Annotated in this window: 27 protein-coding genes; 25 read left to right on the forward strand and 2 right to left on the reverse strand. The window is 47.0% G+C overall.

The window, feature by feature from the left end; all coding sequences use genetic code 11:
- Window positions 1-13 precede the first annotated feature (13 nt).
- The 16 genes from ACY2RR_RS19260 to ACY2RR_RS19335 all read left to right on the forward strand — a co-directional run bounded on the left by ACY2RR_RS19260 (window position 14) and on the right by ACY2RR_RS19335 (window position 15,011).
- On the forward strand, window positions 14-481 hold the full coding sequence (locus ACY2RR_RS19260) for a hypothetical protein (RefSeq protein ID WP_490109806.1): 468 nt from the start codon (window positions 14-16) through the stop codon (window positions 479-481).
- A 3-nt stretch (window positions 482-484) separates the two neighbouring features.
- Window positions 485-3,577, forward strand: a complete 3,093-nt coding sequence (locus ACY2RR_RS19265; RefSeq protein ID WP_490109807.1) for a contractile injection system tape measure protein — start codon at window positions 485-487, stop codon at window positions 3,575-3,577.
- A 42-nt stretch (window positions 3,578-3,619) separates the two neighbouring features.
- Window positions 3,620-4,033, forward strand: coding sequence for a glycoside hydrolase family protein (locus ACY2RR_RS19270; protein ID WP_490109808.1), 414 nt, complete (start codon window positions 3,620-3,622; stop codon window positions 4,031-4,033).
- Window positions 4,030-6,114 (forward strand): ATP-binding protein, encoded by a 2,085-nt coding sequence (locus ACY2RR_RS19275; protein WP_490109809.1) that lies wholly within the window; start codon window positions 4,030-4,032, stop codon window positions 6,112-6,114. Before ACY2RR_RS19270 ends, ACY2RR_RS19275 begins: the two co-directional genes overlap by 4 nt.
- The gene (locus ACY2RR_RS19280) at window positions 6,111-7,037 is read left to right on the forward strand and encodes a Pvc16 family protein (protein ID WP_490109810.1); all 927 of its coding nucleotides are present in this window, start codon (window positions 6,111-6,113) and stop codon (window positions 7,035-7,037) included. The genes ACY2RR_RS19275 and ACY2RR_RS19280 overlap by 4 nt, the downstream gene beginning before the upstream one ends.
- A 343-nt stretch (window positions 7,038-7,380) precedes the next feature.
- Entirely contained in the window at window positions 7,381-7,614 is a 234-nt protein-coding gene (locus tag ACY2RR_RS19285; RefSeq protein WP_490109811.1) for a hypothetical protein, read from the forward strand.
- Window positions 7,615-7,623: 9 nt separating this feature from the next.
- Window positions 7,624-8,190, forward strand: coding sequence for a hypothetical protein (locus ACY2RR_RS19290; RefSeq protein WP_490109812.1), 567 nt, complete (start codon window positions 7,624-7,626; stop codon window positions 8,188-8,190).
- A gap of 124 nt (window positions 8,191-8,314) precedes the next feature.
- Window positions 8,315-8,830 carry a hypothetical protein gene (locus ACY2RR_RS19295; RefSeq protein ID WP_490109813.1) on the forward strand — a complete coding sequence of 172 codons (516 nt, stop codon included), beginning with the start codon at window positions 8,315-8,317 and terminating at the stop codon, window positions 8,828-8,830.
- Between the two features lie 32 nt (window positions 8,831-8,862).
- Window positions 8,863-9,474: a DUF2589 domain-containing protein gene (locus ACY2RR_RS19300; RefSeq protein ID WP_490109814.1), complete on the forward strand. Its 612-nt coding sequence runs from the start codon at window positions 8,863-8,865 to the stop codon at window positions 9,472-9,474.
- 116 nt (window positions 9,475-9,590) lie between these two features.
- Window positions 9,591-10,265: a DUF2589 domain-containing protein gene (locus ACY2RR_RS19305; RefSeq protein WP_490109815.1), complete on the forward strand. Its 675-nt coding sequence runs from the start codon at window positions 9,591-9,593 to the stop codon at window positions 10,263-10,265.
- Between the two features lie 109 nt (window positions 10,266-10,374).
- Window positions 10,375-10,593, forward strand: coding sequence for a hypothetical protein (locus ACY2RR_RS19310; RefSeq protein WP_490109816.1), 219 nt, complete (start codon window positions 10,375-10,377; stop codon window positions 10,591-10,593).
- Between the two features lie 4 nt (window positions 10,594-10,597).
- Window positions 10,598-11,068: a hypothetical protein gene (locus tag ACY2RR_RS19315; RefSeq protein ID WP_490109817.1), complete on the forward strand. Its 471-nt coding sequence runs from the start codon at window positions 10,598-10,600 to the stop codon at window positions 11,066-11,068.
- Between the two features lie 5 nt (window positions 11,069-11,073).
- Entirely contained in the window at window positions 11,074-11,604 is a 531-nt protein-coding gene (locus tag ACY2RR_RS19320) for a hypothetical protein (protein ID WP_490109818.1), read from the forward strand.
- A gap of 32 nt (window positions 11,605-11,636) precedes the next feature.
- Entirely contained in the window at window positions 11,637-13,991 is a 2,355-nt protein-coding gene (locus ACY2RR_RS19325) for a PDC sensor domain-containing protein (protein ID WP_490109819.1), read from the forward strand.
- Window positions 13,992-14,174: 183 nt separating this feature from the next.
- Window positions 14,175-14,609, forward strand: a complete 435-nt coding sequence (locus tag ACY2RR_RS19330) for a hypothetical protein (RefSeq protein ID WP_490109820.1) — start codon at window positions 14,175-14,177, stop codon at window positions 14,607-14,609.
- Window positions 14,610-14,612: 3 nt separating this feature from the next.
- Complete coding sequence (locus ACY2RR_RS19335) at window positions 14,613-15,011, forward strand: eCIS core domain-containing protein (protein WP_490109821.1); 399 nt, start codon at window positions 14,613-14,615, stop codon at window positions 15,009-15,011.
- Window positions 15,012-15,055: 44 nt separating this feature from the next.
- Here the strand turns inward: ACY2RR_RS19335 and purU are convergent, their stop codons facing one another.
- Window positions 15,056-15,910 (reverse strand): formyltetrahydrofolate deformylase, encoded by an 855-nt coding sequence (gene purU / locus ACY2RR_RS19340; RefSeq protein ID WP_490109822.1) that lies wholly within the window; start codon window positions 15,908-15,910, stop codon window positions 15,056-15,058.
- 131 nt (window positions 15,911-16,041) lie between these two features.
- Between purU and ACY2RR_RS19345 the strand changes: the two genes are divergently transcribed.
- The 7 genes from ACY2RR_RS19345 to ACY2RR_RS19375 all read left to right on the forward strand — a co-directional run bounded on the left by ACY2RR_RS19345 (window position 16,042) and on the right by ACY2RR_RS19375 (window position 21,094).
- On the forward strand, window positions 16,042-16,332 hold the full coding sequence (locus tag ACY2RR_RS19345; protein WP_490109948.1) for a tyrosine-type recombinase/integrase: 291 nt from the start codon (window positions 16,042-16,044) through the stop codon (window positions 16,330-16,332).
- Between the two features lie 144 nt (window positions 16,333-16,476).
- Window positions 16,477-17,415: a hypothetical protein gene (locus ACY2RR_RS19350; protein ID WP_490109823.1), complete on the forward strand. Its 939-nt coding sequence runs from the start codon at window positions 16,477-16,479 to the stop codon at window positions 17,413-17,415.
- 206 nt (window positions 17,416-17,621) lie between these two features.
- The gene (locus ACY2RR_RS19355; RefSeq protein ID WP_490109824.1) at window positions 17,622-17,900 is read left to right on the forward strand and encodes a transposase; all 279 of its coding nucleotides are present in this window, start codon (window positions 17,622-17,624) and stop codon (window positions 17,898-17,900) included.
- Window positions 17,901-18,280: 380 nt separating this feature from the next.
- Window positions 18,281-19,255 carry a hypothetical protein gene (locus tag ACY2RR_RS19360; protein WP_490109825.1) on the forward strand — a complete coding sequence of 325 codons (975 nt, stop codon included), beginning with the start codon at window positions 18,281-18,283 and terminating at the stop codon, window positions 19,253-19,255.
- A 77-nt stretch (window positions 19,256-19,332) separates the two neighbouring features.
- A complete protein-coding gene (locus ACY2RR_RS19365; RefSeq protein ID WP_490109826.1) occupies window positions 19,333-19,857 on the forward strand; it encodes a hypothetical protein in 525 nt (174 codons plus the stop codon).
- A 439-nt stretch (window positions 19,858-20,296) separates the two neighbouring features.
- Window positions 20,297-20,494, forward strand: coding sequence for a hypothetical protein (locus ACY2RR_RS19370; protein ID WP_490109827.1), 198 nt, complete (start codon window positions 20,297-20,299; stop codon window positions 20,492-20,494).
- A gap of 108 nt (window positions 20,495-20,602) precedes the next feature.
- Window positions 20,603-21,094 carry a hypothetical protein gene (locus tag ACY2RR_RS19375; protein ID WP_490109828.1) on the forward strand — a complete coding sequence of 164 codons (492 nt, stop codon included), beginning with the start codon at window positions 20,603-20,605 and terminating at the stop codon, window positions 21,092-21,094.
- A gap of 35 nt (window positions 21,095-21,129) precedes the next feature.
- Here ACY2RR_RS19375 and ACY2RR_RS19380 read toward each other — a convergent pair whose 3' ends face one another.
- Window positions 21,130-22,860 carry a hypothetical protein gene (locus tag ACY2RR_RS19380; RefSeq protein ID WP_490109829.1) on the reverse strand — a complete coding sequence of 577 codons (1,731 nt, stop codon included), beginning with the start codon at window positions 22,858-22,860 and terminating at the stop codon, window positions 21,130-21,132.
- Between the two features lie 396 nt (window positions 22,861-23,256).
- Here ACY2RR_RS19380 and ACY2RR_RS19385 point away from each other — a divergent pair, with 396 nt between their 5' ends.
- Window positions 23,257-24,729, forward strand: a complete 1,473-nt coding sequence (locus ACY2RR_RS19385) for a hypothetical protein (RefSeq protein ID WP_490109830.1) — start codon at window positions 23,257-23,259, stop codon at window positions 24,727-24,729.
- Between the two features lie 7 nt (window positions 24,730-24,736).
- Window positions 24,737-25,702: a glycine-rich domain-containing protein gene (locus tag ACY2RR_RS19390; RefSeq protein WP_490109831.1), complete on the forward strand. Its 966-nt coding sequence runs from the start codon at window positions 24,737-24,739 to the stop codon at window positions 25,700-25,702.
- Window positions 25,703-25,735 lie beyond the last annotated feature (33 nt).

The following is a 25,735-nucleotide window of genomic DNA, read 5'->3' on the forward strand; positions in this document are numbered from 1 at the left end:
TCAGAGAAAAATCATGGCGAAATATATTAAGTGTGCCCGCAACGGCGGGCTGGTGATGAGTGAACGTCTGTTTGATGCCCCACAGGAGCTTGGCAATCCCAATACTTTCTGGGTACAGGTACAGGAGCCACCCGCTGGCGTCCATCCGACATGGCGTCCGAACTGCCCCGAAGATCAACTCAAGTTTCAGGCCTACCAGACAATCCCACCCAGCGATTCCAGCCCAACTGTGGTGACTGAGAACCAGGGACAATGGCAACACTCCATCAGCGGATTAACGGCCCAGCAGTATGCAGCCGAGCAGATTGAACAACAGCATGACCGGGAAACATTCCGCTTGATAAAAGACTGGTGCGCCCAGCAGCCCGAGGGGTGTGAAGAAGCTTTTCTCAATCTTGGCGTCACTAATATCAACGACTCCCGATATAAGGTTTATAGGGAAGCGGTTGATCAGATTAAAAATATCCGCCGGGCGTCGTAACCCATGAGCTCCCTCCAGACTCCTCCCGTTCAGATCCATCGAGCCAATCTCAACCTGCTATTCACTGATGAAGAGCATAAGCAACAGATGGTGCCACGCTTAGAGCGGGCGCTGCGTAACAGTATTGCGGCCATACCCGACAGGCTGTTGCCGCAAACCACTCAGGATATCCATCTGGGCACGTTGAATCTGGATCTGGGAGCACTGGATATAACCAGCTGGCACAGGTTTGACCAGCTGTTTCAAGAGAAGATTCGCCAGCAGTTAATTAAACTGCTGGGCCAGGTTGCTAAACAGGAAAAATCTGAGTTCTCAGCAGGTGATGCATCAGCCTCTGGTGATAATGAGTCTGCAGTTAGTCATCAGCAGGACAAAGCACACCCCTCAGAAAACAAAGCGTTGCCAGAGCTACAAAAGCTTCTGCAAAACATACTGAAACCAGACTCTCCTGAACCAAAGAAAAGCTTCTCCCTGACTCAAACCACGAAGAGCTTTTCTTCAGGAAAGATAACACTGGCTGAAAGTCTTGAACGTTTGCAGCAACTAGCAAAAGAATCAGGTTTACCACCTGCAATACACAAGGCTTTAGTGAGCCTGGTTGACGATCTCCAACTATGGCTCAATGCAACAAAAGCTCCTGAGAAAATCCTGCCGGAACTGAAAACTGTGCTGTATCAACTACAGCAGGAAATAAGTATTCGTCCCAAAGAGATACAACTGAGCGATGAGCAACATGTACTAAAGGTACTAGACAAGCCTTTCACAGCCATAGAGAACAATGATAAGCCGGCAGAAGTCTCCTGCCTGGCACTGGAAGCGGCTCTTGCACGACTGATTGTTAAAAAAACTCTGTCGCCTGTTTTTTCAGCTCAACTGGGGTTATGGCTGGCTCGTCAGTCCCAACTGGAACCCCGGTTGCGTATGCGCCGACTTCAGGCACTGCACCGCTACCTGCGTAAAGAGCTGTCTGATCAGAACTCCATTTCCCGGTTTAAATCGAAACCCACCCTGCCAGATAACTGGCTGGATCGGGCTATGGCTGAAAATCATGAGAAGGATTTAAGCGACAGTCCAGATGACTGCACAGCAAAACAAGAAATAGCCGGAGCTGAACAATCTTCTCATGCTGTTCATAAGACTCAGGAAGATGCTTACAAGAACGCGCAACCACAAAAAGCGACTAAGAAAAAACAACCTGGAAAGATTATTACTCCAAAGCAGGATAAGACACCTGCAAAGCAGACCCCACCAGAAAAACCGTTAGAACGTTCATCGAACATTCAACCAGCACAAAAATCAACAGAGGATGTTGTTGTGCCAGATAAAAATAAGAGCCGGAAGGAGCCAGCTGATATTCATGCAATCCGGCCATTCACCCATAATGAGAGTGAGCAGACTTCCCAAAGTCGTGACGTTTTAAATGCGTCGGAGACCAGGGAAGCCTCTTCCCCAACAGCTGTGTCCCCTGTCAGGATTCTGTGGCTCACCGAAGCGCTTCTTTCTGACCCGCAGCTGCCATGTTCACTGGCCCGCAGCCTTTGTTCCTGGCAACAACAATATAAACAGCTATCCCCGAAAAAGCGGTTCCGCTGGCTAGAGGCCCTGTACCAGCGACTTCAGGGCTATGAAAAAAGTGCTCAACAAGAAAACAACCAGACATCATCTGAGAAAAAAACAGATGCAGTGCATGACCCGGACTTCATGCACTTGCGCCGAAAATTTCAAAACAGCTGGGCCAGCGCACCAGTTCAATCACTGAGTGTTGCCTGGCTTGCCCCTCTTCGTGAAGGCCGGGAAGCTTTGGAAATGGCATCCAACAGGCTTGAGCTGGCCAGAGCTGTTCGACATATATTCGTTATCAGCTCAGTAGCGGCAGAACGACAAACCGATATGGCCAGCTGGCTGAAAAGTTACCGCAAGCGCTGGAATAAATGGTTGCAGGCTCTTGACCCCCTCACAAAACCGTTGTCGTTCAATAACAGAGCAGAGCTCTGGCAGAATGAAAGTGAACCCCTGCCAGGCTGGCCCAGCGGCCAGTTAATCACAGAGCTGGACCAACAACTCAGTCAGTGCCGTTTAACACTGGAGCGGTGTGCATTTTCTCGAGAACCTTTGGACAAACTGAACCAGGCTTGTCTGGCAGTAAATATTCAGCAGGAATGCGATCTGGAGTCGGCCTGCAAAGATTGGCTCCTCTCAGATGCTCTCCGGCCAGCTTCACTGGCAAGCGCTCTCACAGATATGCTTGCCAAGCCTGAAACCATAACAACCCGAACTTTGCTGAATGAGATTCAGGATGCTGAAGAACAGCTGGAAGAAGATATTCAGAGAACATCCTCTGAACTGGTACAACTCAGATATCTGACCTCGGCGGTACTTAGCGAACAAAGTCTGGAAGATATAAAAGTCCTTGCTCGACATGTGCCATTACCTCCGGCTCCTTTTGAGCCAGGCCAGGTTAAGAAAGTAACATCGCTACCTGGAGCAGTTCAGGAACAAACCGTGAAGCTTCTTAAAGACCTGAAAGAAGCGTTGCAACCGCGCATTCTCCATCCGCTGGAGCATGACTACCTCACAACGGATACCGGGCTGGTGTTGTTCTGGCCACACCTGCGCAAGCTGTTTTCTCCTCTTCTTAACGGTGATGGCCAATGGCTGAGTGAACAGCACCAGCTACAGGCTATGGCTCATTTGGTTGCCATACTGGGTCAGGACTTTGAAGAAGAACAGCCAAGTCCTGTAGCCGCACTGTTGGTCGGTCTTCTTCCTGAAACGCTGGTCAGTTCTTTACCTGAGCTGACTGAGTCACAACAGCAGGCCTGCGAAGAACTTATGACAGTTGTCGCTCAACAATGGCGGGCATTAAAAAACATGCCATCCGCAGGCTTGCGGCAACTATTTATTAATCGTGAAGGGCTGCTTGATCAAACAGCCAATGGCTGGCGGTTGACTGTTGAATACCAGCCCCAGGATGTTCTCCTGCAAGCTTTGCCATGGCCAATCTCTGTTGTTCGTCTGCCATGGATGTACCAGCTACTCACTGTGGAATGGCATACAGGCCCAAGTGGCCTTTGGCGAGCCTTCCAGAACTCTTAACGCCTTTATTCTGCTCAAAACAATAACTTCAAGGAATGAAACATGGCTGAATCTCTCTCCGAGATGCTGATCCGCCACGAAGGTCTGCGCCTGAAACCTTATCAGGACAGTGTCGGAAAACTCACTATTGGCATCGGCCGTAACCTCGACGATGTTGGCCTGACAAAACAGGAAGCCCTGCAGCTTCTGGCCAATGATATTCACCAGGCCCGTACCGAACTTTTTCGTTGTTACCCCTGGGCCGAAACCCTGAACCAGACCCGGCAGGATGCTCTGGTCAACATGGTGTTCAATCTGGGAATGCCACGCTTCTCCCTGTTTCGAAAAATGCTGGCAGCTTTACAGGATGCAGACTTTGACCTGGCCGCTAAAGAAATGCTGGATTCACGCTGGGCTGAACAGGTTCAGGGGCGAGCTTACGAACTGGCAGACCTGATTCAGCGGGGAGAGCCATGAGTTCACAAACACCCAGCCATCATACTGCCAATGATCACGACGATCTGTTACTGGAAGATATTTCCGCTCTGGCGAGTCTTGTTGATGGTGCCTGGAATATTGCCCGACACTCTGCAGGAAACACTGAAGAATCCTGGGATGATGCCCAGCGTGAACAGGCATTAAACGAGTGGTCAGCATTACGTGCCAGTGTTCTCAGCCAGACAGGAAAAAGTCCTCTGTTAAAGAAACTTCAGGAGCGCTTTGGCCTGAATCAGTGGCAACTGGCTTTACTGTATCTCTGCGCACTCCCCCAGCTGGACCCTCGCTATCAGGCAGTTTATGCAGATCTCCACCCCGCAGGACAGCCGGTTCCGTGTCTGGAGTTATTGCTGAATATTCTCTCTGCCTTCCCACAGAGAAAACGACAGTGGCTTGGTGAACTGTTATCAGACAGTCCTCTGCTTAAATGGCGCCTTTTGATTCTTCCCGAAGGTGCAGGGCTCTCTGAACCTTATCTTCTGACATCACCTGTGAGTCTGGCACCAGACCTGCTGCGTACCTTTATGAGTGCCAGCATCATGCATGACGCCGACAGTGCCGGCGGCTGCTTGTCACGAATCCCTCCCTGTCAGCATGACTGCCCCCCAATAACCAATGATGCCCGCCTGTTAACTGCACGTCTGGTTCAGCTTTCCGGTGAAGAAGGTTCCGGGCGTCATACACTGGCGCTTTCCATCGCAGCCCACAGGCCACTGCTGGAAATGGACGGTGATCGCCTGCTGCAACACAGCGAAAATCTACAAACCTTAAGCGATTGTCTACGCCAGGTGATTCTGGCCGATGGAGAGCTTGTCTGGCCCGATGGTTTAGAGTCCCTGCAAAACAAACCCGCTCTGGCCACACGACTTTCAGAGTGGCTGGCCCTGCCCGGTAACCGTTGCTGGTTCATCGAATCAAAAACGCAACCCTGGCCAGTCAGGCTGGCATCCTCACATCCTGTCAGCCTTGAGATTGACAGGCCAGATATCACGACCAGTTCTGCAATCTGGGCAGCTTTGGCAGAACATTATCTCGAACCTGCAAAACATTGCCCCAGCGATTTCTGGCAGACCGTTGCCCGGAGTTATCAGCTCATGCCCGGGGCTATTGTGCAGATCATGTTAGCTCTGCAGAAGACACTGAGCGCAGGCAATGAATTAACTACAGAACTGGTATTGCAGGAATGTCTTGAGAAAACACCAATCTCTCTGTCGGGACTCGCTACCCGAGTACAACCTGTGTATTCACTGGATGATGTGATCGTCAATGCTGATGCCAGAATTCATATCAATGAAATCCTTCAGCGCTACCGGCAAAGACAACAGCTTCACGATCAAAAACTCAGCAGCACACTGGGCTTGCATGTGCTGTTCTGGGGTAAGCCCGGCACCGGAAAAACCATGGCCGCTGAAGCACTGGCCGACGAACTGAAACTCCCTCTCTACAAAGCCAATCTGGCTTCTATATCCAGTAAATGGATTGGTGAAACAGAAAAGCACCTTGCCGCTTTGTTTGATGATGCCGAGCGTCATAACGGTCTGTTGTTTTTTGATGAAGCCGATGCGGTTTTCTCACGGCGAAGCCAGGTGGAAAGCAGTCATGATAAAAACGCCAACCTCGGTGTCAGCTATCTGCTTCAGAGAATGGAGCGTTATAACGGACTTTTGGTACTGGCGACAAACTTCAAAGGCAACCTTGACCCTGCCTTTATGCGACGCATGCATTTCAGCCTGGAATTCACTCAACCGGATGCCGGAGACCGGTTGCAACTCTGGCAGCACTGGCTGGATAAAGTCGAAACAGATGATGACCTTGATCCAGAATGGCTGGCCAATGAGCTGGAACTTTCAGGTGCCCAGATCCGCAATATTGTTCAACACAGTACATCCCAGGCATTGGGCAGGAATACCGGCCAAATAACCCGGGAGCTTCTTGCCCGGGCGATATACAGGGAATCCCAGAAAAACGACAACAGTTTCCTGATCTCAACACGGCTGGCAGGCTGGCATGATCTGCGACAGTCCGTACAGGAATCCAACAACCAGAGGAGCGAAGTATGAGTCAGAGTGAGGTTTATGTTGCTCCATTTGAAGCCGTTTCCAGAGCGCTGAAAGCCCTGATTCGCAGGGATGCACTCAACGAAGAAAACGGTGGTGACCAGATAGAAATTCGCTTCGATGTGCCTGATACAGATTTCATCAGCAGCCTGCCAGAGTTCCCGGTTGTTAATGTTTACCTCACCAGTTTCTCTGAAAACACAGAGCGTAGACAAAGCGAACCCTTCACTATGCGCAGTCAGGACCGCGATGCTGGCCGGGCAACAATTGTACGACGACCAAGGTATATAGACCTGTTTTATATGGTGTCAGTCTGGAGTCGCAGCCAGGAGGATCGCTCACTCACAGAACAGTATCTGTTGTCACGACTGGTTCAAAGCCTCGGCCGTCATGAGGTTATGCCTGAAGAGCTGTTGGAAGCTGAAAACTATATGTATGGTGCCAGCATGCTGCAGATGCTGGGAGGGGATGATCGCCGCAGCCAGGGAGAGTTCTGGAACGCACTGGGTTCTGCTCCACGCCCGGCTCTGAACCTTCAGATTACCGTTCCGGTTCCTGTACATGAGCCTGAAGATACGCCCATCATTCTTGATATCAATCGTCGTATTCGTGATTACGATAAACTCAAAAATGATGAAACCCCACCAACAGCTGAACCAAAGGCGATTTCTGGGCAGGTCACTCTCAGTGGTTTGGATTACCGGAACTTTGTCGTTCAGGCCGTTCGCACCAGCACTCTCGATATTGAGGAGAGGTCATTGAACCCAATTGGCCTCTATGCATTCAACTCTCTGGAAGAGGACCAATATATGGTGCGCCTGATTAATAAAAACACCAGTCTTGGTATTAAATCTGATTCCTGTCAGGTGGTGAGAAACAGCCATGGCCAGTTCATCACTCAGGAGATCAACTTTTCGGTTCTCTAAATCACATAAAGTATCTCTAAAAAAATAATGTCAGCTTTCGTCAACTTTCCCCCCTTACAAGTTTGTTAATGATGCATTTGTCTCACGACGGAAGACGTTTGATCCCATGAAAATTGACACCGTGTCAATTGCTTAAAAATGCACAGAAACAGCAAAAAACAGCAGGTAAATGCATAGAAAACACACTTAGTGTGTTTATGCGCCTCTCCCCTCAGCAGGGCAATTGATTTAACAAAACCGCCGGGATACAACCAAAGAGAGGGAGAAAGTTGGCCCCTCTGTATTCTGTAACGTGTTGTCCTTGCCGGGGTTGTACCTGCGGTAAGAGCTAAACGGAGGACATATGGAGTTGGCAGTATATATACAGAAAAACACGGACGAAGTTGCCGCGGATCTGTTTGGAGTAACCCGACGTACCATCGCAGCCTGGCGGCGGATGGAAAGAGCACCCGGCCCTGTTCAGTCCATGCGCATCATCGAGCAAACAGATGGTGAAATCAGCTGGGAAGGCATTTACAAGCCTTACGCCAGATACCGTATGCGCCAGCAGCGCCAGACTCCCACCCAGATCACGTAGTCATAAACCATGAACCCATCAAATTTCATGCTGCTGCTCAATGCCCGGAGTCAGTCATGGTCTTTTACACCCGGAAGTTCCGGTAACCGCCGATCCGGGCTGTGCTGGGAAGACGTAGCTTCGGCATTGAGCATGGGAAACCTGGACAAAATGGCGTACTACCTGGCCAGAGCCAAGTACTGCCGGGATGGATCATCCGTTGAGAAACTGTTTTCCCTGGTTAAACAGGAAGCCGCTCAACTGGCGAAAACACACCAGTGGGGTTCTCGAGGGGAAACACTGGCTTCGTTGGCACAACTGGCTTGCTACGAATCCCTGGACACCATGCTCTGCAAGAGCTGCGCTGGTCGTGGTTACAGCACTACCGGAAAGGAGTGCAAAGCGTGCAGTGGTTATGGTCGCAAGCCAATGAGCATGAGGTCTCGCTATTTACTGGCGGGATTCGACAAACGCAACTGGGAAAGGCGCTGGTACAGCCGTTACGAAAAACTCTACCAGATGTTATGCGATGCAGAGAATGATGCTCTGGCTCACCTCTCTCACCAACTGACACCGAAAACGTCAGGTGACGGTTGATTCAGTCATCTTCCTTTTTCTGCCACAGGTTCTGATACATAAATCCGGGTGTTCACCAGAGTTGGCTCGATGACAGGGACGTTGTCGTACCAGCCTAACGCTTGAAAAAAGCAAGGATGCAGATATGGAACAAGCAAAAGCCAATTGGAAAGAAGTCGTTGCCAGTGTTGCTCCTACAGTTGCCGGCATGCTGGGAGGCCCACTCGCAGGTGTTGCCGTAAACCTTCTGGCAGAAAACCTGCTCAACGACCCTCAAGCGAGTAAAGATGATGTTGCCACCGCTCTCAGTTCTGCGCGGGTGGAAGACCTGAACAAACTGAAACTTCTGGAGAAGGACGTGCGTGTGCAACTGAAAGAACTGGGTATACGCGAGCACCGCCTTCTTTATGCCGACAAAGCCGACGCCAGAGCCCGACAGCGGGCAACCAGAGATGCCATGCCCGGCATTCTGGCCATAGTTCTTACTATCGGTTTTTTTGGCGTTATTGCCTTTATGGCGATGGGAGAAATGGCTCCCAGTAATGAAGCCGTTATGCAGGTGATGCTGGGCGCACTCTCAACAGCCTGGATTGGAGCCATGCAGTTTTTCTTTGGCACTACCCAGTCCAGCAGAGATAAAAACAAGTGGCTTTCCCGTTAAAACCTGAATCAAACCAGTAATAAGAGCAGCAGATGATTCATTTTAAAGCGTTAATGCAGGCCATTCACAACAGTATGAACCACGCGGTTCAGGTTGTTGAGGATGAGGCGCTCAAACATATTGAAACGTACTTCGAACCCGTTCCTAATCCGCCGCCTGCACCACCTCCCGAGCAGGCTGATCTTGCGGGTCAGGCACGTACAGCACTGCAGGACGGAGATACCGACAAAGCTCACAGTCTGCTGGAAGCAATTCAGAATCCACCATTACCCGATGAGCAGGACACCCTGCCGCCTGAACAGATGGCCACCCATCGTCCAAAGATGGTGGCCATGGCTTTTCCACACCAGACAGCCAATGGCATTGAGTCAGCAATCGTGAATGTGCCACTGATAACTCTGGCTCCCATTGCTACGCCCAAGTTAAAGGAAGTGAAGTTTGTCTGTGATCTGGAAGTAACCAGTAATGAAGACGATGAACTGCTGGTTGCCTTTCCCGGATCCCAATGCGATGGCCTGCTGAAAAAACGTCGTGCCGCCAACACCCATATTGAAATTGTGATTGAAGGTGGTGAGAGCACGGAAGGCCTGAAAAAAGTTATTGAAGGCTACGAGCGCGCCCTGCGGGCACAAATACCAGGTTAACCCCTGACAACGAGCACCTGTTGCTGCTGAAAGGCATCTCTCTCAGCAGGGCTTTCCTGTGCATGAAAAATAAAAACGACAACAACAAAACATTAAAGAATTAAGAGAGTTCAAACATGAGTACTCCCGGACCAGCTCTGCTTTCCATGGCCCAACAATTCAGCGGTTTGCCCATCAAATCCCTGATCGGATCCCCTCTGGTAGCCGCTGCCGAAGCCAACAGCAAGATGGCCATGGTGCAAACGCAGTTTATGCTCGACACCTGTTTTAATCATTCCACCAGCGACTCCGGTGATGAAAATTATGAGCCAATCATGATTAACATGACCCTGAGCCGCCCGGTGATTAACCCAGATGGTTCACAGGGCCCGGCTGCAACAACAGCATTTAACCTGCCACTGCTCACTCTGATTCCGCTGAATTCCCTGGCGGTTGACGATGTGAAAGTTAACTTTGAGATGGAAGTGAAAAGCTCCTTCTCTAACGACAAGCAGACGTCCAACGAAAGTGAAAGCGCTGCGGAAGGTTCATTCAGCGCCAAGGTTGGCTACGGCTGTTTCTCTGCCGAAGTGTCCGGCTCTGTGTCTGCCAAGAGCAAGAGCTCTTCTTCCGAGAAGTCTCACTACGAGAAGTCCAACTCTGCCCGTTATGAAATCGATGTTCATGCCGGTCAGCTGCCACTGCCTGAAGGTGTGAACACCATTATCCAGGCTTTTACCGAGTCCATCGCCCCCATTCAGCTGAAAGCCCAGGACAGCACCCAGGGTGGAAGTCAGTCTGGCGGCGAATAAAAGCCCGCAGTCTTTTAAACAGAGAATCGTTTAAACGATTGCTCACCACTCTGTTCCCATAGGGAGCAGGGTGTTTGAAAACAACAAGAATAAAAACAGGACTCATTGAATGAGTATTGTGACGGAAGTGCCCTGCCCCTGCTGCAACGGCAAAATCACTGTGAATACCGGTCTGTTGCTGTCCGGAAACAGCTTTACCTGCGTTACCCCCGGCTGTGGTGCCAGCATCTCCATGAGTGCTTCCAGTATGGAAGTCACCAATCGTGCCGTTGAGAAATTTACCGAACTTAAAGCCAGCGTGGCCAGCCAATCAGCGATGGAGCTCTGACATAATGTTTTTTCAACACATTCCTATTTTAAAAAGCCTGCCCGTGCGCAGACTGATGAAAAGCTACACCGCCGCTTTACTGGCTCTGGTATTACTGGGTTTCTCTTACTCAGCGTCTGCTGCACAACTCACGGCACGCCAGTGTTTTCAGTCTTTTAAACTGCTGGACCGCGAAGCGCCTGACAAGCCATTCACCTCAATTTCTTTCAATGAATGGCAGAACACCATGCTGCCGGCGATGTGGCGAGACGACAACAGTCGCTTTCTGCAATACATGCAGGATCAGGCCAAACACACGAATACCACTATTTATACACTGTCTGATCTTGAAGAGTTTTTTGCCCGAGCCCATCTGGCAACCACTTCGGTACGCAACCGATTCGTTGTACAGAAGACCTTTGGCAAAGTGGTGAAGTTTTATTTTCAGTTAAACCTGCAACGCAATACCTGCGACCTTCTGGCACCACAAAGGTAATCATAATGCCTCTCTCCAGGGATACGGTTCATGGATGGATTATGGGGTGGACAGAGAGAAACAAGCGCCACATCACCACCATTTGTCAGCTCAGACGCAACTGGGCTGACTGGGCTCGCAACGAGCTGGTTCACGAACTAATGAGCCTGCCCGGAAACCCAAAGGTTGAGCGTAATACCCATGATTACCATGACCCACATTGCGTCAGCAGCATTCGGGTCACTCCTGGTTACAGCTACTGGGGAAATTCACCAATACTGATTGAGTTTCAGGGGCTGACTCTCACGGCTTCCGCTCCAGACAGCGCCAACACAGTCACCGAATTCAGCCGTCAGTATCATGTGCAGGACCAGATATCAGCCGGTTTATTCAAACTCAGGAAGCGGGTTAACCAGAACTACAGGCCTATGGTTATTACCATGGTGATTACTGAGAAGAGCCGCCCTATCCCCAAAATCAAACACAGCCAACCAGTCCTTCGAGAAGATCTTTACTGCGAGCAGTATGTGATCAGTGTTTTTCGTTGCAACGGTTAATAAAAACGTTTTTAGAAAATAATAAGAATTCCATGGATATTACTTTTAACCGGCAACAATTCTCTGCCCGCTATAACCGTATTATGCTGCTGACCGCACTGGTGCTGGTGTTAATAGCCGCAGCCCTGCTCTACCTGCAAAGCCGGGAAAAAATTCGCAACGAACAGATTCGTATTACTGAAGAGTTCCGTAACCAGGCACTGGCACTGGATAACCTGGTGGTCAGCGTTGGTGAGCATCTGAATCTGTTTCAGAAACAGGCCCAGAGTTACTTTCTGTCTGATCAGCAAACGTCTACAGATCAGGTATTTTCGGCCCTTCAGAACGGCGACTCTATTTATCATTTGGATGAACTGCCAGCCGGATATAACCAAGAACAGCTGGCTAACCTTACCGGCCGCGGAACTTTGCAGAAGCTGAGCTTGAATCAGCAACAGGAGATGGGCATGGCCCTGTCTCTTAATCCTTTATTTCAAGCTGCCAAAGAAAATATTCCCGACTCCTCATGGATTTATTACACCTCGCAGCGGGCATTTATCAATATTTACCCCTGGGTTCCGTCGGCTGATTTTCACTATGTAGATGAACTGCTGACCCACGAGTTTTACCTGTGGGGCCTGCCTGATGCCAACCCGTTTCGGGAAGCGTTCTGGACACCGGCTTATATAGATGAAGCCGGCCAGGGATTAATGGTTACCTCTGCCAAGCCCGTGTATCGAGGTCACACCTTTCTTGGCACCGTGGCGATTGATATTACCGTGAACCAGCTGGTGCAGTTTGTATCCTCCGAACAAACCATTGCCCTTGGGCAGATGATGATTATTAACTCCCAGGATCAGCTGATTGCCCATCCCAATCTGGACAGCAATAACGACGGCGCTTACGAACTCTGGAAGTTTGAAGAACTTCTGCCAGCAGCGTTGCAGAATAATCAGACAGCTTTGTTTGATGCTCCGGCCATGACCATTGAGCAGCGCAATGGTTACAGCTACATCTGGTACCCGATGACCAATGCCCCCTGGAAAGTGCTGTACATCTACAAAACCAGTGACCTCTATGCCCAGTACTGGAGCCGTATGAATATAGATTTCGTGCTTTTGATTCTGGCTCTGGCAGTTATGGTTTATCTCTCCAACAAAGTCACGTTTAAAGAGTTTATCCATCCTTCTGAACAGCTGGTGCAACATATAGCCCACGAGAGTCAGGCTCTGGAACAGGCGGACGCCAACAGGAAAGTTTTGCCTGTTGTTCCCGGGCAGTGGCTGCCCTGGTTTGGCCGTATCAGCCAGCTGTTTGCCGAAAACCGGCAGATGGTGGAAGAGATTCGGGAAAAGAACGAGATACTACTGGAGAAAAACACCGAGCTGGAACGCTATATGCCCAAGACTGTGGTGATTATCAGCATGCAGCCAGACTCCAACAGCCACACCAGTGTGGCAAACAGCAGTTTTGCTAATGCGCTGGCCAGTTGTTTTGCTCAGGGAAGTGCTGACCATGGTGACAGCAAATCCACCGTATACGTGGAGTATCCTGACCTCTCGGCTTCTTTCCAGCGGCTGAGCCTTGTTGAACCTAACCATAAAAGCCACCACCTGCATCAACACCCTAATGGTTACGATATTCAGGGACGTTATGATTTTGGTGATATGCCCCGGGATGCTCATTCTTCTTTATTAATGAACAAGCTACTGGAGAACTACAGCAATGTAGTGATTCATCTCACTGTGCAGGAGAGCCTGACGCCAGAGCTGGAGGTGTTTTTACGTTACGCCAAGCTGGTGCTTATGATGGTGCCTTCACAACCCAATGCAGAATTTGCACAAGACAGCAGCACGACTATGGATGTTTATTCCCTGGTTGAGCAACAGGTAAAGGCTGGCATTCGTCAGGATAAAACCGCTCTGTACACTGTTTATAACCCCCTTGCGGCTCCGGCTCCTGGATCTCATCCGGAAGCGGATTTTGTATTGCCTTCTATTCAACCGGTTACTGAACTCAGTGCCGATGCTTACCGTGTGCCCAAAGCCATGGAGACGGTGATTGAGGAGTTAATTGATCGGGTTGAGCGGGTTCACCAGATTTCTGTGTTTATTCCTACCACCATGAATATTGATGAGGTGATGGACACCTCGGAGTATGTGGAGCGCACTATGGCGTTTTTTGGTGAAAAGTTTGGTGGTGCCACCTGCAGTGAGGCTAATGGTGTGTGGAACAGCAGCAAAGGGGATCTGGTGAATGAGGTGGTGAATCTGGTGGTGAGCTATACCACGGAGGAGAGTCTGAACCGCCACGTGGATGATGTGATTGCTTATGTGAAGGGGATTAAGCAGGAGCTGCAGCAGGATGCCATGGCGATTGAGATTAATAAGAAGATGATTCTTATTTGAGTTGTTGTTTTTCTGTGTGTGCATTTCGCCAGTATTCGGTTCGTTCTTTCCGCTCCATCAGACCATCCATGGTCTGGGTCGCTCGCAGGCCATCCTGGCCTTTGAAAGAACAAACCGAACACTGTCTTTCAACTATCGCGTTTAACGTCTGAATCATCTTCTTATTTTTTGTGAGTGTGTGGGATGGAGTCTCTATTCAATATTGTTGGTATGGCCGCCGGTTTGGTGGGTATCTGGATGACTTACTGGAATTACGTAAGCAGTAAGCGGTTGGAAATCTTTCAGGTGTATACCGAAAAATTCAACGCCATTATCACCCCGGAAGATACCCAGTGGTGGAGTATGGCAATGCGTGATGAGCCAATTCCTGCAGCGTTGCAGAATCATGCTGAACATAAAATGCTGCAGTACCTGAATCTGGTGTGGGAAGAGTTCTATCTGCACTCTGAACGGTTGATTTCTCGCAAGCTATGGCAGCTCTGGTTGCCTAATGTGGTGTTTGTTTTGAATACCGAGTTCTGCCAACAGGTGTTTACTAAACATGAGCAGGAATTTGGCCCCAAATTCCGCGAATGGGTGTATTTAACTGTTTCTTATAACTCCGTTATTGAGGACTGATCTATGTACATGGAAGAACAGCAGCTCGAAACAAAGAGCCAAAAGAAAAAGCCAGCCCCTCTTATTCAAAAGAAGCCGGTGATTCAGAATAAAACCGGGCTGCCAGATAATGTAAAAAGCGGTGTTGAATCTCTTTCTGGCATGAGTATGGATCATGTGAAAGTGCACTATAACTCGCCAAAGCCGGCTCAGTTAAATGCCCATGCTTATACCCAGGGTTCGGATATTCATGTGGCTTCCGGGCAGGAGAAACATGTGGCTCATGAAGCCTGGCATGTGGTTCAGCAGGCTCAGGGGCGGGTGAAACCTACGACATCTGTTGCAGGCCAGGCGGTGAATGATAATTCAGCCCTGGAAAGAGAGGCGGATGTTATGGGAGCTAAGGCCAAGGCAATGGGGTAAAACTCTTCCTTATGAAAAGGAAGAGTTTTGAAGTGCGTAACCGGTTAAGCAAACACCACGGTTTTATTTCCGTGCAGTAGAACTCGGTCTTCAAGGTGGAAGCCCAGGCCGCGGGAGAGAACCATCTTCTCTACATCTCGGCCCATACGCTGCATATCTTCTGGGGTGTCGCCGTGGTCTATACGCAACACATCCTGTTCAATGATTGGCCCGGCATCCAGATCAGCGGTGACATAGTGGCATGTTGCGCCAATCAGCTTAACACCACGTTCAGCAGCCTGATGGTAAGGGCGTGCTCCAGCAAAAGATGGCAGGAAGCTATGGTGGATATTAATAATCTGGCCTGAGTACTTTTCACACACAGGTTCTGGAAGAATCTGCATATAGCGCGCAAGTACAATCACATCAGCGTTGTAGTGTTCTATCAGCCTTTCCACCTCAGCAAAGTGGGGAGACTTGTCGGCTTTGTTCACGGGCACATGGTGATAAGGGATATCCATCCACTCACTCATACTGCGCAGGTCATCGTGGTTGGAAATGGTTGCAACAATATTGCAGTTATACTCGCCACTTTTATAACGAAACAAAATCTCATTCAGGCAGTGGGCTTCTTTGCTCACCATCAAAACCACATTGGGTTTTTCTGCACTGGCAGTGAGCTTCCACTCCATGCTGAATTGCTCGGCTATGGGTGCAAACTCCTGGCGCAGTTGCTCAAGACTAATGGAGAGTGAGTCTGCGACGATCTCATGACGCATAAAAAACCACCCGGATTCTGTATCTGAGTGATGGTTGGCCTCACAGATCCAGCCGTGGTGGCGGGCTATAAACTCACTGACTTTGGCAACAATGCCAACCTGGTCGGGGCAGGAAATACTGAGGCGATACACGGACTGCATTATTTGAGTTGTCTTTTGGTGGATTGTGGTTGGTATTTTAGGAAGAGAAGGTTCCGAATGATATAAAGGGTGCCTATAAAGTTTGGGCTAATTCGTGTGTGCTACGCATTTTACTTACTCCGATATAGAAAATATTTTCCAAAAGCTATCTCCTTGAAGGGGTTTGTGGTGGTAAATGTTCAACAACACGTTTCCGAAAAATATTCCAATGCGCTCTTTATAATTCAGAAATAAAAACACAGGTTTCTCTGCATACGTTTCGCCATTCCTTTTCCACACACTTTTTGGAAAGTGGAACTGACCTTCGTTATATCCAGGCATTACTTGGTCATTCAAGTTCAAAGACAACGAAGATTTACACGCATATCACAACCAAGGGATTTGGGTTATTGGTTCACCTTTGCGATGTTGTGGATATTTAGAAAGGATGGCTCTTTATCTCTTCTAGAAGGTGTTAAAGAGTCATAAAAGATAGTGGTAATAAAGTTCACTTTTTTAAACAGGTGTTAGAGAAAATAAAGAAAGCCTATAACAACCACTAAAGAAAAATTATAAAGGTTTGAGATATGTATGCACAAGAAAATAAATCCAAAGAAAACAAAAGTAGAACCGTTGCTAATTCTGTTGCACAGAAGAAAGGGCAGATGAAGCAAGGTTTTTGGTTTGTGGATAATCGACCTGAGCTTGTTGTACAAAGAAAGTTGCAAGAAATATCTATGAATAAAATACACGTCATGCAGATGAGAAATACTCAGGAGAGGTTAATTCAAAGACAAAGTTTAAGTGTGTTCTGCTCAAATACTCCTCAAGAGACAACGGAGAAAAGTGCCAGATATTCCGCAGAATCGATAATTCAACTTGCGATGGGAGCAGATAAAACTGGTTCGGTATGGACCTTAACAGGAAGGCCATCGTTTATTTCAATTCAATCATTAACTAGTACTCTGGTTGATCAATATAATGCCCAGACTGGTGAGAGTTTATCAAGCTCTAATGTGAATTTGACTGACGAAGCGCTAGCAAGATGCCATATCACTTCTTGGGAGACAATTAGAGATCATATTCAGATTTGGATAAATGGAATTACAGATTATAATTATTTCGAAGGCTTTTCAAATAGCCTTTATAGTGAAAATGATGTTTGGAAAAAGGATATGGTCCACGCAAGAGATAAAATTAAAAATAATTGGTCAAATTTTTCAGCTAGCGATGTTATTGCATTGGGAAAGGAATTAAACAGTTGCCCCTGGAATTTGCGCCTTGCCAATACACTTATAAATAGCACCATTCAATCTCATTTTGACCCAGAAAGCTATGAATTAACAAGCGGTAAACTGGCTTTTTCCGATGAAACGAGACGACAGCTAGACTTTCGAAAAGGGTCAGTTGGATTTAAAAGAAGCGATAGTAAAGAAAAAATTATGTCATCTGATTTACATGGTTTTAGGCGTATAGATTCCTTTGATTCTGAGGATGCGGTTAGAATAACAGATCACATGAGTTAACATTGGTAAAAATATAAAGAAAAATTATGTCATCTGATTTATATGGTTTTAGGCGTATAGATTCCTTTGATTCTGAGGAAAAACATTATGTCAGTAGTACAAGGTAATAATAAAGTAATAAGAATAAAGGACACCCATAAAATTTGACCTAACCTGAATCTCTCCTACATTTCATCTACCTTGTTCATGAAGTAGTAAATAACACTATGACTCGTGCCCGTGGTTCTTTAATTGATGTAGCAACTACACCCTATTACCACTGCATGGCTCGCTGTGTTCGCCGCGCTTACCTTTGTGGGGAAGATCATCTTACCGGAGCTAACTACGAACACCGTAAGCCGTGGGTTGTTGATCGCTTGCGTGAGCTGTCTACTATTTTTGCTATTGGGATCCTCGCTTACGCGGTCATGTCCAACCATTATCACGCTGTTTTGCATGTTGATAGCCAAGAAGCTACACGCTGCTCTGTGTGTAAAGGGAATTAACGCAAGTCATCGTTTGTTTTTTAACTGATGGCAATTCTGAAAAATTATGAATTTCTATATAGTATCAACTAAAACCATTCTGGTTTTAGAGGTTAATAGACCCTCTATTTCTTCATTTTTATTCATTTAATAAAGTCACCTACTGCTTTATAAACTTCAGACGGTAGCCGAACTATTTTATTTCTAAAACCTTCAGGCATTCTTTATTTTTACTACCTATTTCATATAGAAATTGAGGCTCTGTATCTATTATAAAAGGTGATAAAGAGTCATAAATAATAATTAAATAGTGTTAATGAAATTAATTTTTAAATAGATTTAATAGGCAACGGGGAACAATCTATAACATTCAATGAAGAGAAATAAAAAAGGTTTTAGACATGCATTTACAAATAGAAAAGTCAAAAGGCAATAGAATTAGAACATTATTCAGTTCGGTATCTCAGAAGAAAATTAATAATCAGAATGGTTTTTCTTTTTTGGATAACCGCCCTAAATCTCTTGTTCAAACGAAATTGCAACAAAGCACAGGAGCAAGAAAGAATGTAGAAACTTTACAATTTGCAACCGATATAACGTATTACAGAAAAAGGAATTTTGGACATGGTGCACTCGCTATGGGTGCATATGCTAATAATACTCCAGTTGGATATTCGGTTCATGCAAAGCTAGATAGAAATGACCCAAAGCAAGGGTCTGATACTGGAGTTGGAGCCCTTAACGCAGCCATGGCCGCACTTGGTGCAGGACCTTTTGCAGCAGATAATTGGAGACAAGGTCACTTACTTAATGCCAATACAGGAGGATTAGCAGTTGATTCAAATTTAGTCCCAATTACTCAAGAAGCGAATCATTATCATGAGTCACTCGTAGAACGAGGTGTGAAGTATCGACTACATAATGCAAATACTGCTGTAAGAGCCCTTGACGCAAATGACCCTGGGTACGATGTCGATTATAGGGTATCAGCTTGGCCACAAAATTTAGGAGGAAACCCTTATGGTGAGAATAATCCAGATGTGGATATTGTTACTAGTTGGAAATACTGGAGAGCAGGAGATAATAAGTGGTCGGCTCATAGAGTAGATACCATTCCTTCTCGAAACGGTGGTGCAGGTGTCGCAAATGATCCCGCGTGGATGAGTGCTGGAACGAGGTTAGGTGGAGGCATGGCAGTTGTAGCCAATAGAACTATAGTGCCAGCTGGACATGCTGCATTGGGACCAGTTGCAACTCCAGTATTAATGAACTGGGCAATAATAGATGCTGTATATGGTGGGGGGCCTCTTGCTGCTCCTACAGGACTGGGACCTCACGGAGTGATTTCGTGGCATGCGGATCAACCAACCCCCTAACAGTAGTATCGCTCTAGTAAAAGTGGGGGGATTAAGGGAGTCTGTAACATCCAAAAAAATTTAACAAGGATAGATATATGTATACACAAGTTGAGAAGCCGAAAGAGAGTATAAGTAGAGCAGTTTCTAATTCTGTTACCCAGAATAAAAGAAATAATAAACAAGGTTTTGGAGATGTTGTTGTACAGCTTTTCGCGCGACCGTATACCCAAAACTATTATACGGTAATGCCCCAAGATCACGTGCTAGGTGGCGGGAGAACGGTGATGATTGGGGATCGTGATAGGGTAGTCAACTGGGACAATAGGACATACTGGCCACCTAATTTAAATATAGGCCAAGGAAATAATTACAATCAAATAGTTGCAAGTGCTGTTACCACAGCAGATGGCTTAAACATGTGGGGAAATAATCACGGTACATTTGAACTAACTAGCCTAGTAAACCACATTGCGGCTGATGGTTTACCAATTACAACACGGATTCTCGCATCCTATAAAAACAGGATAGATGCCTATTCTATGAAAGCATACCCCGTAAATAACACTCAAAACCAAGTACGGGAAATTAGCGTGGAATACAGTGATAACCCAGAAGTATAAAGGCTAATAATTAAATGTTCGCTCCCAACTTTAGAGGTACTAAAATTAAGATTGAATTTTAACAAGATATCAGTTGACATAATCCCATAACAAAACCTAAAGATTATTAAAAATGTCTTTTAGCTGAATTGTTATTTATAGCAAAACCGGAAACTTCAATAAAAGTCACTAAAGTAACAAACAAAACTCTTAACCAGAAAGAGTACAGAGCCGCCCGCTCTGCCACCACTGCGTAATCCTCATTCCCAAAATAATAATCAAACAAGGACGAAACATTATGTCTGATGCAACCTGTGGTTGTGAAAATACCTCCTGAGAGCAGGATAAGCCTTTTGGTTTAGCTTTAAAATATAACCGCAAATACAACCAGTGCCTGCAGTGATATCGATGGCACTATTGATCTGAATATAACCTGTGGGGCACTACAGACTCTCAGCAGATGGCGACTGTTCGCCTTTCTGATGTGGTGTGTAATGATCAGGAACGTGAAACACTGATCGCTTACCTGGAAGATATTACTGACTGGGCAGTTGCTAAAGACAACTCGACCGCTTATGTCAGTGGTACTATGTCTGAAAAAGACCAGACTTTGCTGTTCTCCATCAGCAAACTGACCAGCGCCCGTATCAAGCAGTAACAGATACTGGTAGTGATAAATATGGGGCAGTTGTTAACAGCAGTAAGCCGCCTCGCATTATTGCTATATCAAACCCTGATAGGCGAATAAACAACAGGAACCACAGTTATGGAAAACTGGCCAGTACCACGGGAAAAACAACGTACCGGAAATGTGCCTTACAAATTCACCATTAAGAAAGATTACATCTGTGAATCCGGTTGGTTATTAAAAGATTCATTTGAGTCAAAGTGGCTGAATATTTCTACCAGTGGTCAGATTACAGTGAAAGCCAACAAAACCGGCTACGCCTGGGATGGCTGCACACCAAAGTGGAGTTTTCTGAACCTGTTTATTATCGGCACACCCGATGGCCATATTGATTACCGTACCGGGAAGCCTTTCTGCTTTTATGCATCCATGGTGCATGACGCTTTATACCAGTATCTCGACACGGTTCCGGTTCCCAAAAAAGATATTGATCGTCTGTTTATGGAAATGCTGGGTGATTTTAAACTGCGCTGGGTTTATTACTTTGCCGTTCGTCTGTTTGGCGGCAGGTGTGTGAAGCAGAAGAATCTGCCGAAAGAGTCTGTCTTTTCTCTTGTACAAAAGGATTAATAACGGCCCTGCAACGTATTGCAGAGCCGTTAAGTTTATTTTGTTTCCAGCTGTACACTCACTTCTGAGAGAGGGTTAGCATTCAGGAAACCCCAAATAAAGTCTGTTTGCAGAACCTGCAGTGAGAAGTTCGGGTCATCACCATAAAACCAGCTGTGATTCGGTACTCCTTCCTGAGACTGTTCATAGCCAAATTCACTGAGAACAGGTTCAAATACACCCAGTTTCAGGAAGTTGGCATTCTCTTTGTGCAGGGTCACGCTGGCACTGAGGCTCTGGGTAATGTCATAAGACAGTTTGGCTTTATCCACAAGGCTTAGCTGTAAGGCAACTCCTGCCCGGGCATGGCAACCTACACAACTGGAACGGCTCATAAATCCAGCTTCGGTAATAGAATTACCTAAATGTGTGGCGCGCCCCTGGTGATCAGTGAAATCTACCTGTGATCCTTTCAAGCGATAGTTCGCCCATGCCTGATCACCTTTTGCAGGCAGCAGGCCGCTGGATTGGGACGTTGCTGTGGCAATGCCATACAGATTAAACAAACTTGTCAGCGCTTCACTTTGCTGGCCATCCGGGTATTGTCTGTCCCGCTTGTATACGATGCTGGAAGAGGCTAAACCATCGTTCTGTTGCAGTGGAGTGATATAGTTGCTCTTCTTTCCATCAACCTCAACACTGTGGCCAAAACTGTCGTTACACCCGGTGAAATCACAACGGCCCGGATTATCTTTATGTTCAAAGGTTGTCCATACCCACTGGGGAATATCCTTTGAAGAGATGTGAAACGCCATCAGGTAATGTGTGTCAGAGAGAGTGCACTTGCTACTCCCTTCGTCTACTTCAAGAATAGTGATCAGCGGCATCTGAATGTAGGAGTCGGCTGGTCCGAAGCCGACAATTTCATCCGGATACTTGGACTTCATAGCCTTAACCAGGGTATCGCTGACCCAGTTACTCTTGATCATAATGGCATCAGGCGGTAGATCGATAGTAGACAACTTACCTGTACCGCTGACTGAACCAGATGTGTTGGCCAAATGATAAGGAGCATTCGCCTGCTGGTTGCTGTTGTTCAGGCGATAGACATCCAGTACGCCATTGGCATTGTAAAGATTATTGTTGAACAGATATTTATGGAATGTGCTGTTACGGATAGTTATCTCAGAGTTGCTCTGCCGTAGTATCCGCCCAATACTTTGCGGATTATCTGGCAATACACTTTTAACCTGTGCAGATGTGCACGCCGAAAGATTTTCTGCATCGGAATAGTTCAGGGCTGTTCTTTGCCCCTTACGACGAGCAGTACCAACTTTTACCAGCTCACGATTATTCTTGAAAAACATTTGCAGAGACTGTGTATTCTGACTGTTTTTCAAAACATTGTTGATAACACCTGTGTACGTTGCAGCCGGATAGACCGGGCAATGATCTTTGTCATTTGTAGCACTTCCTGGCTGACAGCAATCTTCCGAAGAAGTATTACTGCACAGTGGCCATGGATCTTTGGGCCAGTTTTGCCTTTCGTTTGCCCAATCAACCCAGAACTTGTCTTCAATCACTTGCGCGAACAGGTTCCAGGAAAACGCATCCGGGCAAGTCATGGCAGGGTTCGTGACCAGAGAACCATAATCGAATTTGCCGTCTTTAATACTCGGATCACAATATTCAGCATCACGAATATCGGCATCAAAATACATGATTCTGTCGATATCACTGGGATCAGAAACTGCGTATTGGCTCAAGCTCAAAACAAACACAGCCATAATCATAAATGCTTTTAGCATTCGATTTATTAGAAACGTGTTCATAGGGTTCAAGTTCTCCCAAGCATTGAATTCAGTTAATTATTTATTGAGAACCCTTAAGACAACCTCAACAACATTCCTTCTATATTTATGATTATGGAATATGCAATAACGGCTCATAACAATATATAAGAGCAAAAGAACATAAATGAAAATGAAATTTTGATTAATAATGACACCGTATCAATTTCGCAACACTGCCTGATTTAAAGATAACTCTTATTAAAAATATAAAAAAATAGAAAACCATTTTGGTAATTACTTATCAAAACAACCATTTTTTAAATCTGCAAAAAATGGAAATCGAACCTACTCCCCATTGATATAACACCATGCTTAAAGGCAGGAAAACCTATGGCTGACTCACAAAAAAAGACAACCGTTAAAAGTTACTTTGAAGCGGGCGATGTTCCTACAGCGCAACAATTCTCAGAGTTTATAAACCTTGCCACAGATGCTTCGGAAGTAGTCGGCACCATAACTGAAGATCAGGACATATTTATCCACGGCAGCAGAATACAGGGCGATGTGAACCTGGGTAGCAATACCACCCTTACTGCAACAAATCTGGTGGGTAACGGTTCACAGGTAACCGATTTGGCCAACACCAACCTGCCTGATGATATTGACCTTTCAACTCGTGCGACTGGCGTTATCAAAGCCAAGTCTTTCGAAGGCAATGGTTCTCAGATCACTGATCTGAACAATAACAATTTGCCTGACGATATTGACCTTTCAACTCGTGCGACTGGCGTTATCAAAGCCAAGTCTTTCGAAGGCAATGGTTCTCAGATCACTGATCTGAACAATAACAATTTGCCTGACGATATTGACCTTTCAACTCGGGCGACCGGCGTTATCAAAGCTAAGTCTTTCGAGGGTGATGGGTCTCAGATCACTGACCTGAACAATAACAACCTGCCCGATGATATTGATCTTTCAGCTCGGGCGACTGGCGTTATCAAAGCCAAGTCTTTCGAGGGCAATGGTTCGCAGATTACTGATCTGAGCAATACCAACCTGCCCGATGATATTGATCTTTCAGCACGTGCGACTGGCGTTATCAAAGCCAAGTCTTTCGAGGGTGATGGGTCTCAGATTACGGATCTGAACAATAACAACCTACCTGACGATATTGACCTTTCAACTCGGGCGACTGGCATTATCAAAGCCAAGTCTTTCGAGGGTGATGGTTCACAGATTACGGATCTGAACAATAACAACCTACCTGATGATATTGACCTTTCAACTCGGGCGACTGGCATTATCAAAGCCAAGTCTTTCGAGGGTGATGGTTCACAGATTACGGATCTGAACAATAACAACCTACCTGATGATATTGACCTTTCAACTCGGGCGACTGGCATTATCAAAGCCAAGTCTTTCGAGGGTGATGGGTCTCAGATCACTGACCTGAACAATAACCACCTGCCCGATGATATTGATCTTTCAGCTCGTGCGACAGGCGTTATTAAAGCTAAGTCTTTCGAGGGTAATGGCTCTCAGATCACTGACCTGAACAATAACCACCTGCCCGATGATATTGATCTCTCAACTCGTGCGACCGGCGTCGTAAAAGCCAAATCATTCGAAGGTAATGGTTCTCAAATCACTCATCTGAATAATAACAATCTGCCTGATGATATTGATCTCTCAGCACGGGCCACTGGTGTGATTAAAGCCAAGTCTTTTGAAGGTGATGGCTCGGATTTAATCAATATGAACGCCAACCAGATTTTCCTGTTTGCAGAAGACACTGGTCAAACAGTTAATGCCTCCATGGTGCCTGAAGGCAAAATTCTTGCCCTTTACGAAGACCTGCCCTGAGGTTGCTATGTTCTATATCAAACAAAACCAGCAGATAAAAAAATTAAGCCGGTGTTTTATTAACACTCCAAACGGCGTTAAGCAGCTTAGTCGCCTGGTATCCAGACAAGGTTCACAACTCCAGATAACTGAACTGACTCCACCACTGGTTACAGTAGGCCTTAATACCCAGAGTTACAGCAGTGGCATCATTGTTCTTGAAGGCCGCGGCGTTATCTATACCAGTCCCGGCAATTTTACTTTTCAGGTACCTCAAGGTGTTGGTGAACTGCATATGGTAGTTGTGGGTGCCGGTGGCGGTGGCGGTCGCGGGAGCGGTCATGGATCCGGCGGTGGAGGTGGTGGGCTGTCTGCAGCAAATAACATTCAGCTTCAACCTAATACCACTCATCTCTCTGTCGTGGTCGGTCAGGGAGGGGGGGCATTAGCGCAAAACGTAAATGGTATTCCGGGAGGAGTAAGTGAAGTTACTGGATATCTTCAAGCTACAGGTGGGGCTGGCGGTTTGAAGGATTTAGCAGCAGGCGGTGCTGGCGGTACAGGCACTGGCACAGTCGCTAATTTGATTACAGGCTCAGGTGGTAGCGGCGGAAATGCTACAGAATCTACAGCCGATGGGGCCGGAGGAGGCGGGGCCGGAGGGTACGGCGCACCCGGAGGACAAGGCGGTGGATCTAACGGACAACCTGGCTCCGGACAGAATGGTTCGGGAGGTGGTGGAGGCAGCGCCACAAATGATGGAACTGGAGGCCCGGGTGGAGGTGTAGGTTTGTTTGGCAAAGGCAGCAACGGTGCACCGGCGAGCAATGTCAACGCCACTACTGGTATTGCCGGCAGCCCTGGGAGCCTGAACTCCCAGTACCCTTATGTGGCCGGTGGCGGTGGCGGTGGCGGTGACGATTCAGGTAATTCTTCAGCAGGTCAGCATGGTGCAGTACTCATCTGCTGGGGCGAACCTCTGGTTCTCACCTGATAAAACTTATTTCAGAGAAACTATCACTGGAAC

The sequence above is a fragment of the Parendozoicomonas sp. 2304DJ65-17 genome, from assembly GCF_058148445.1.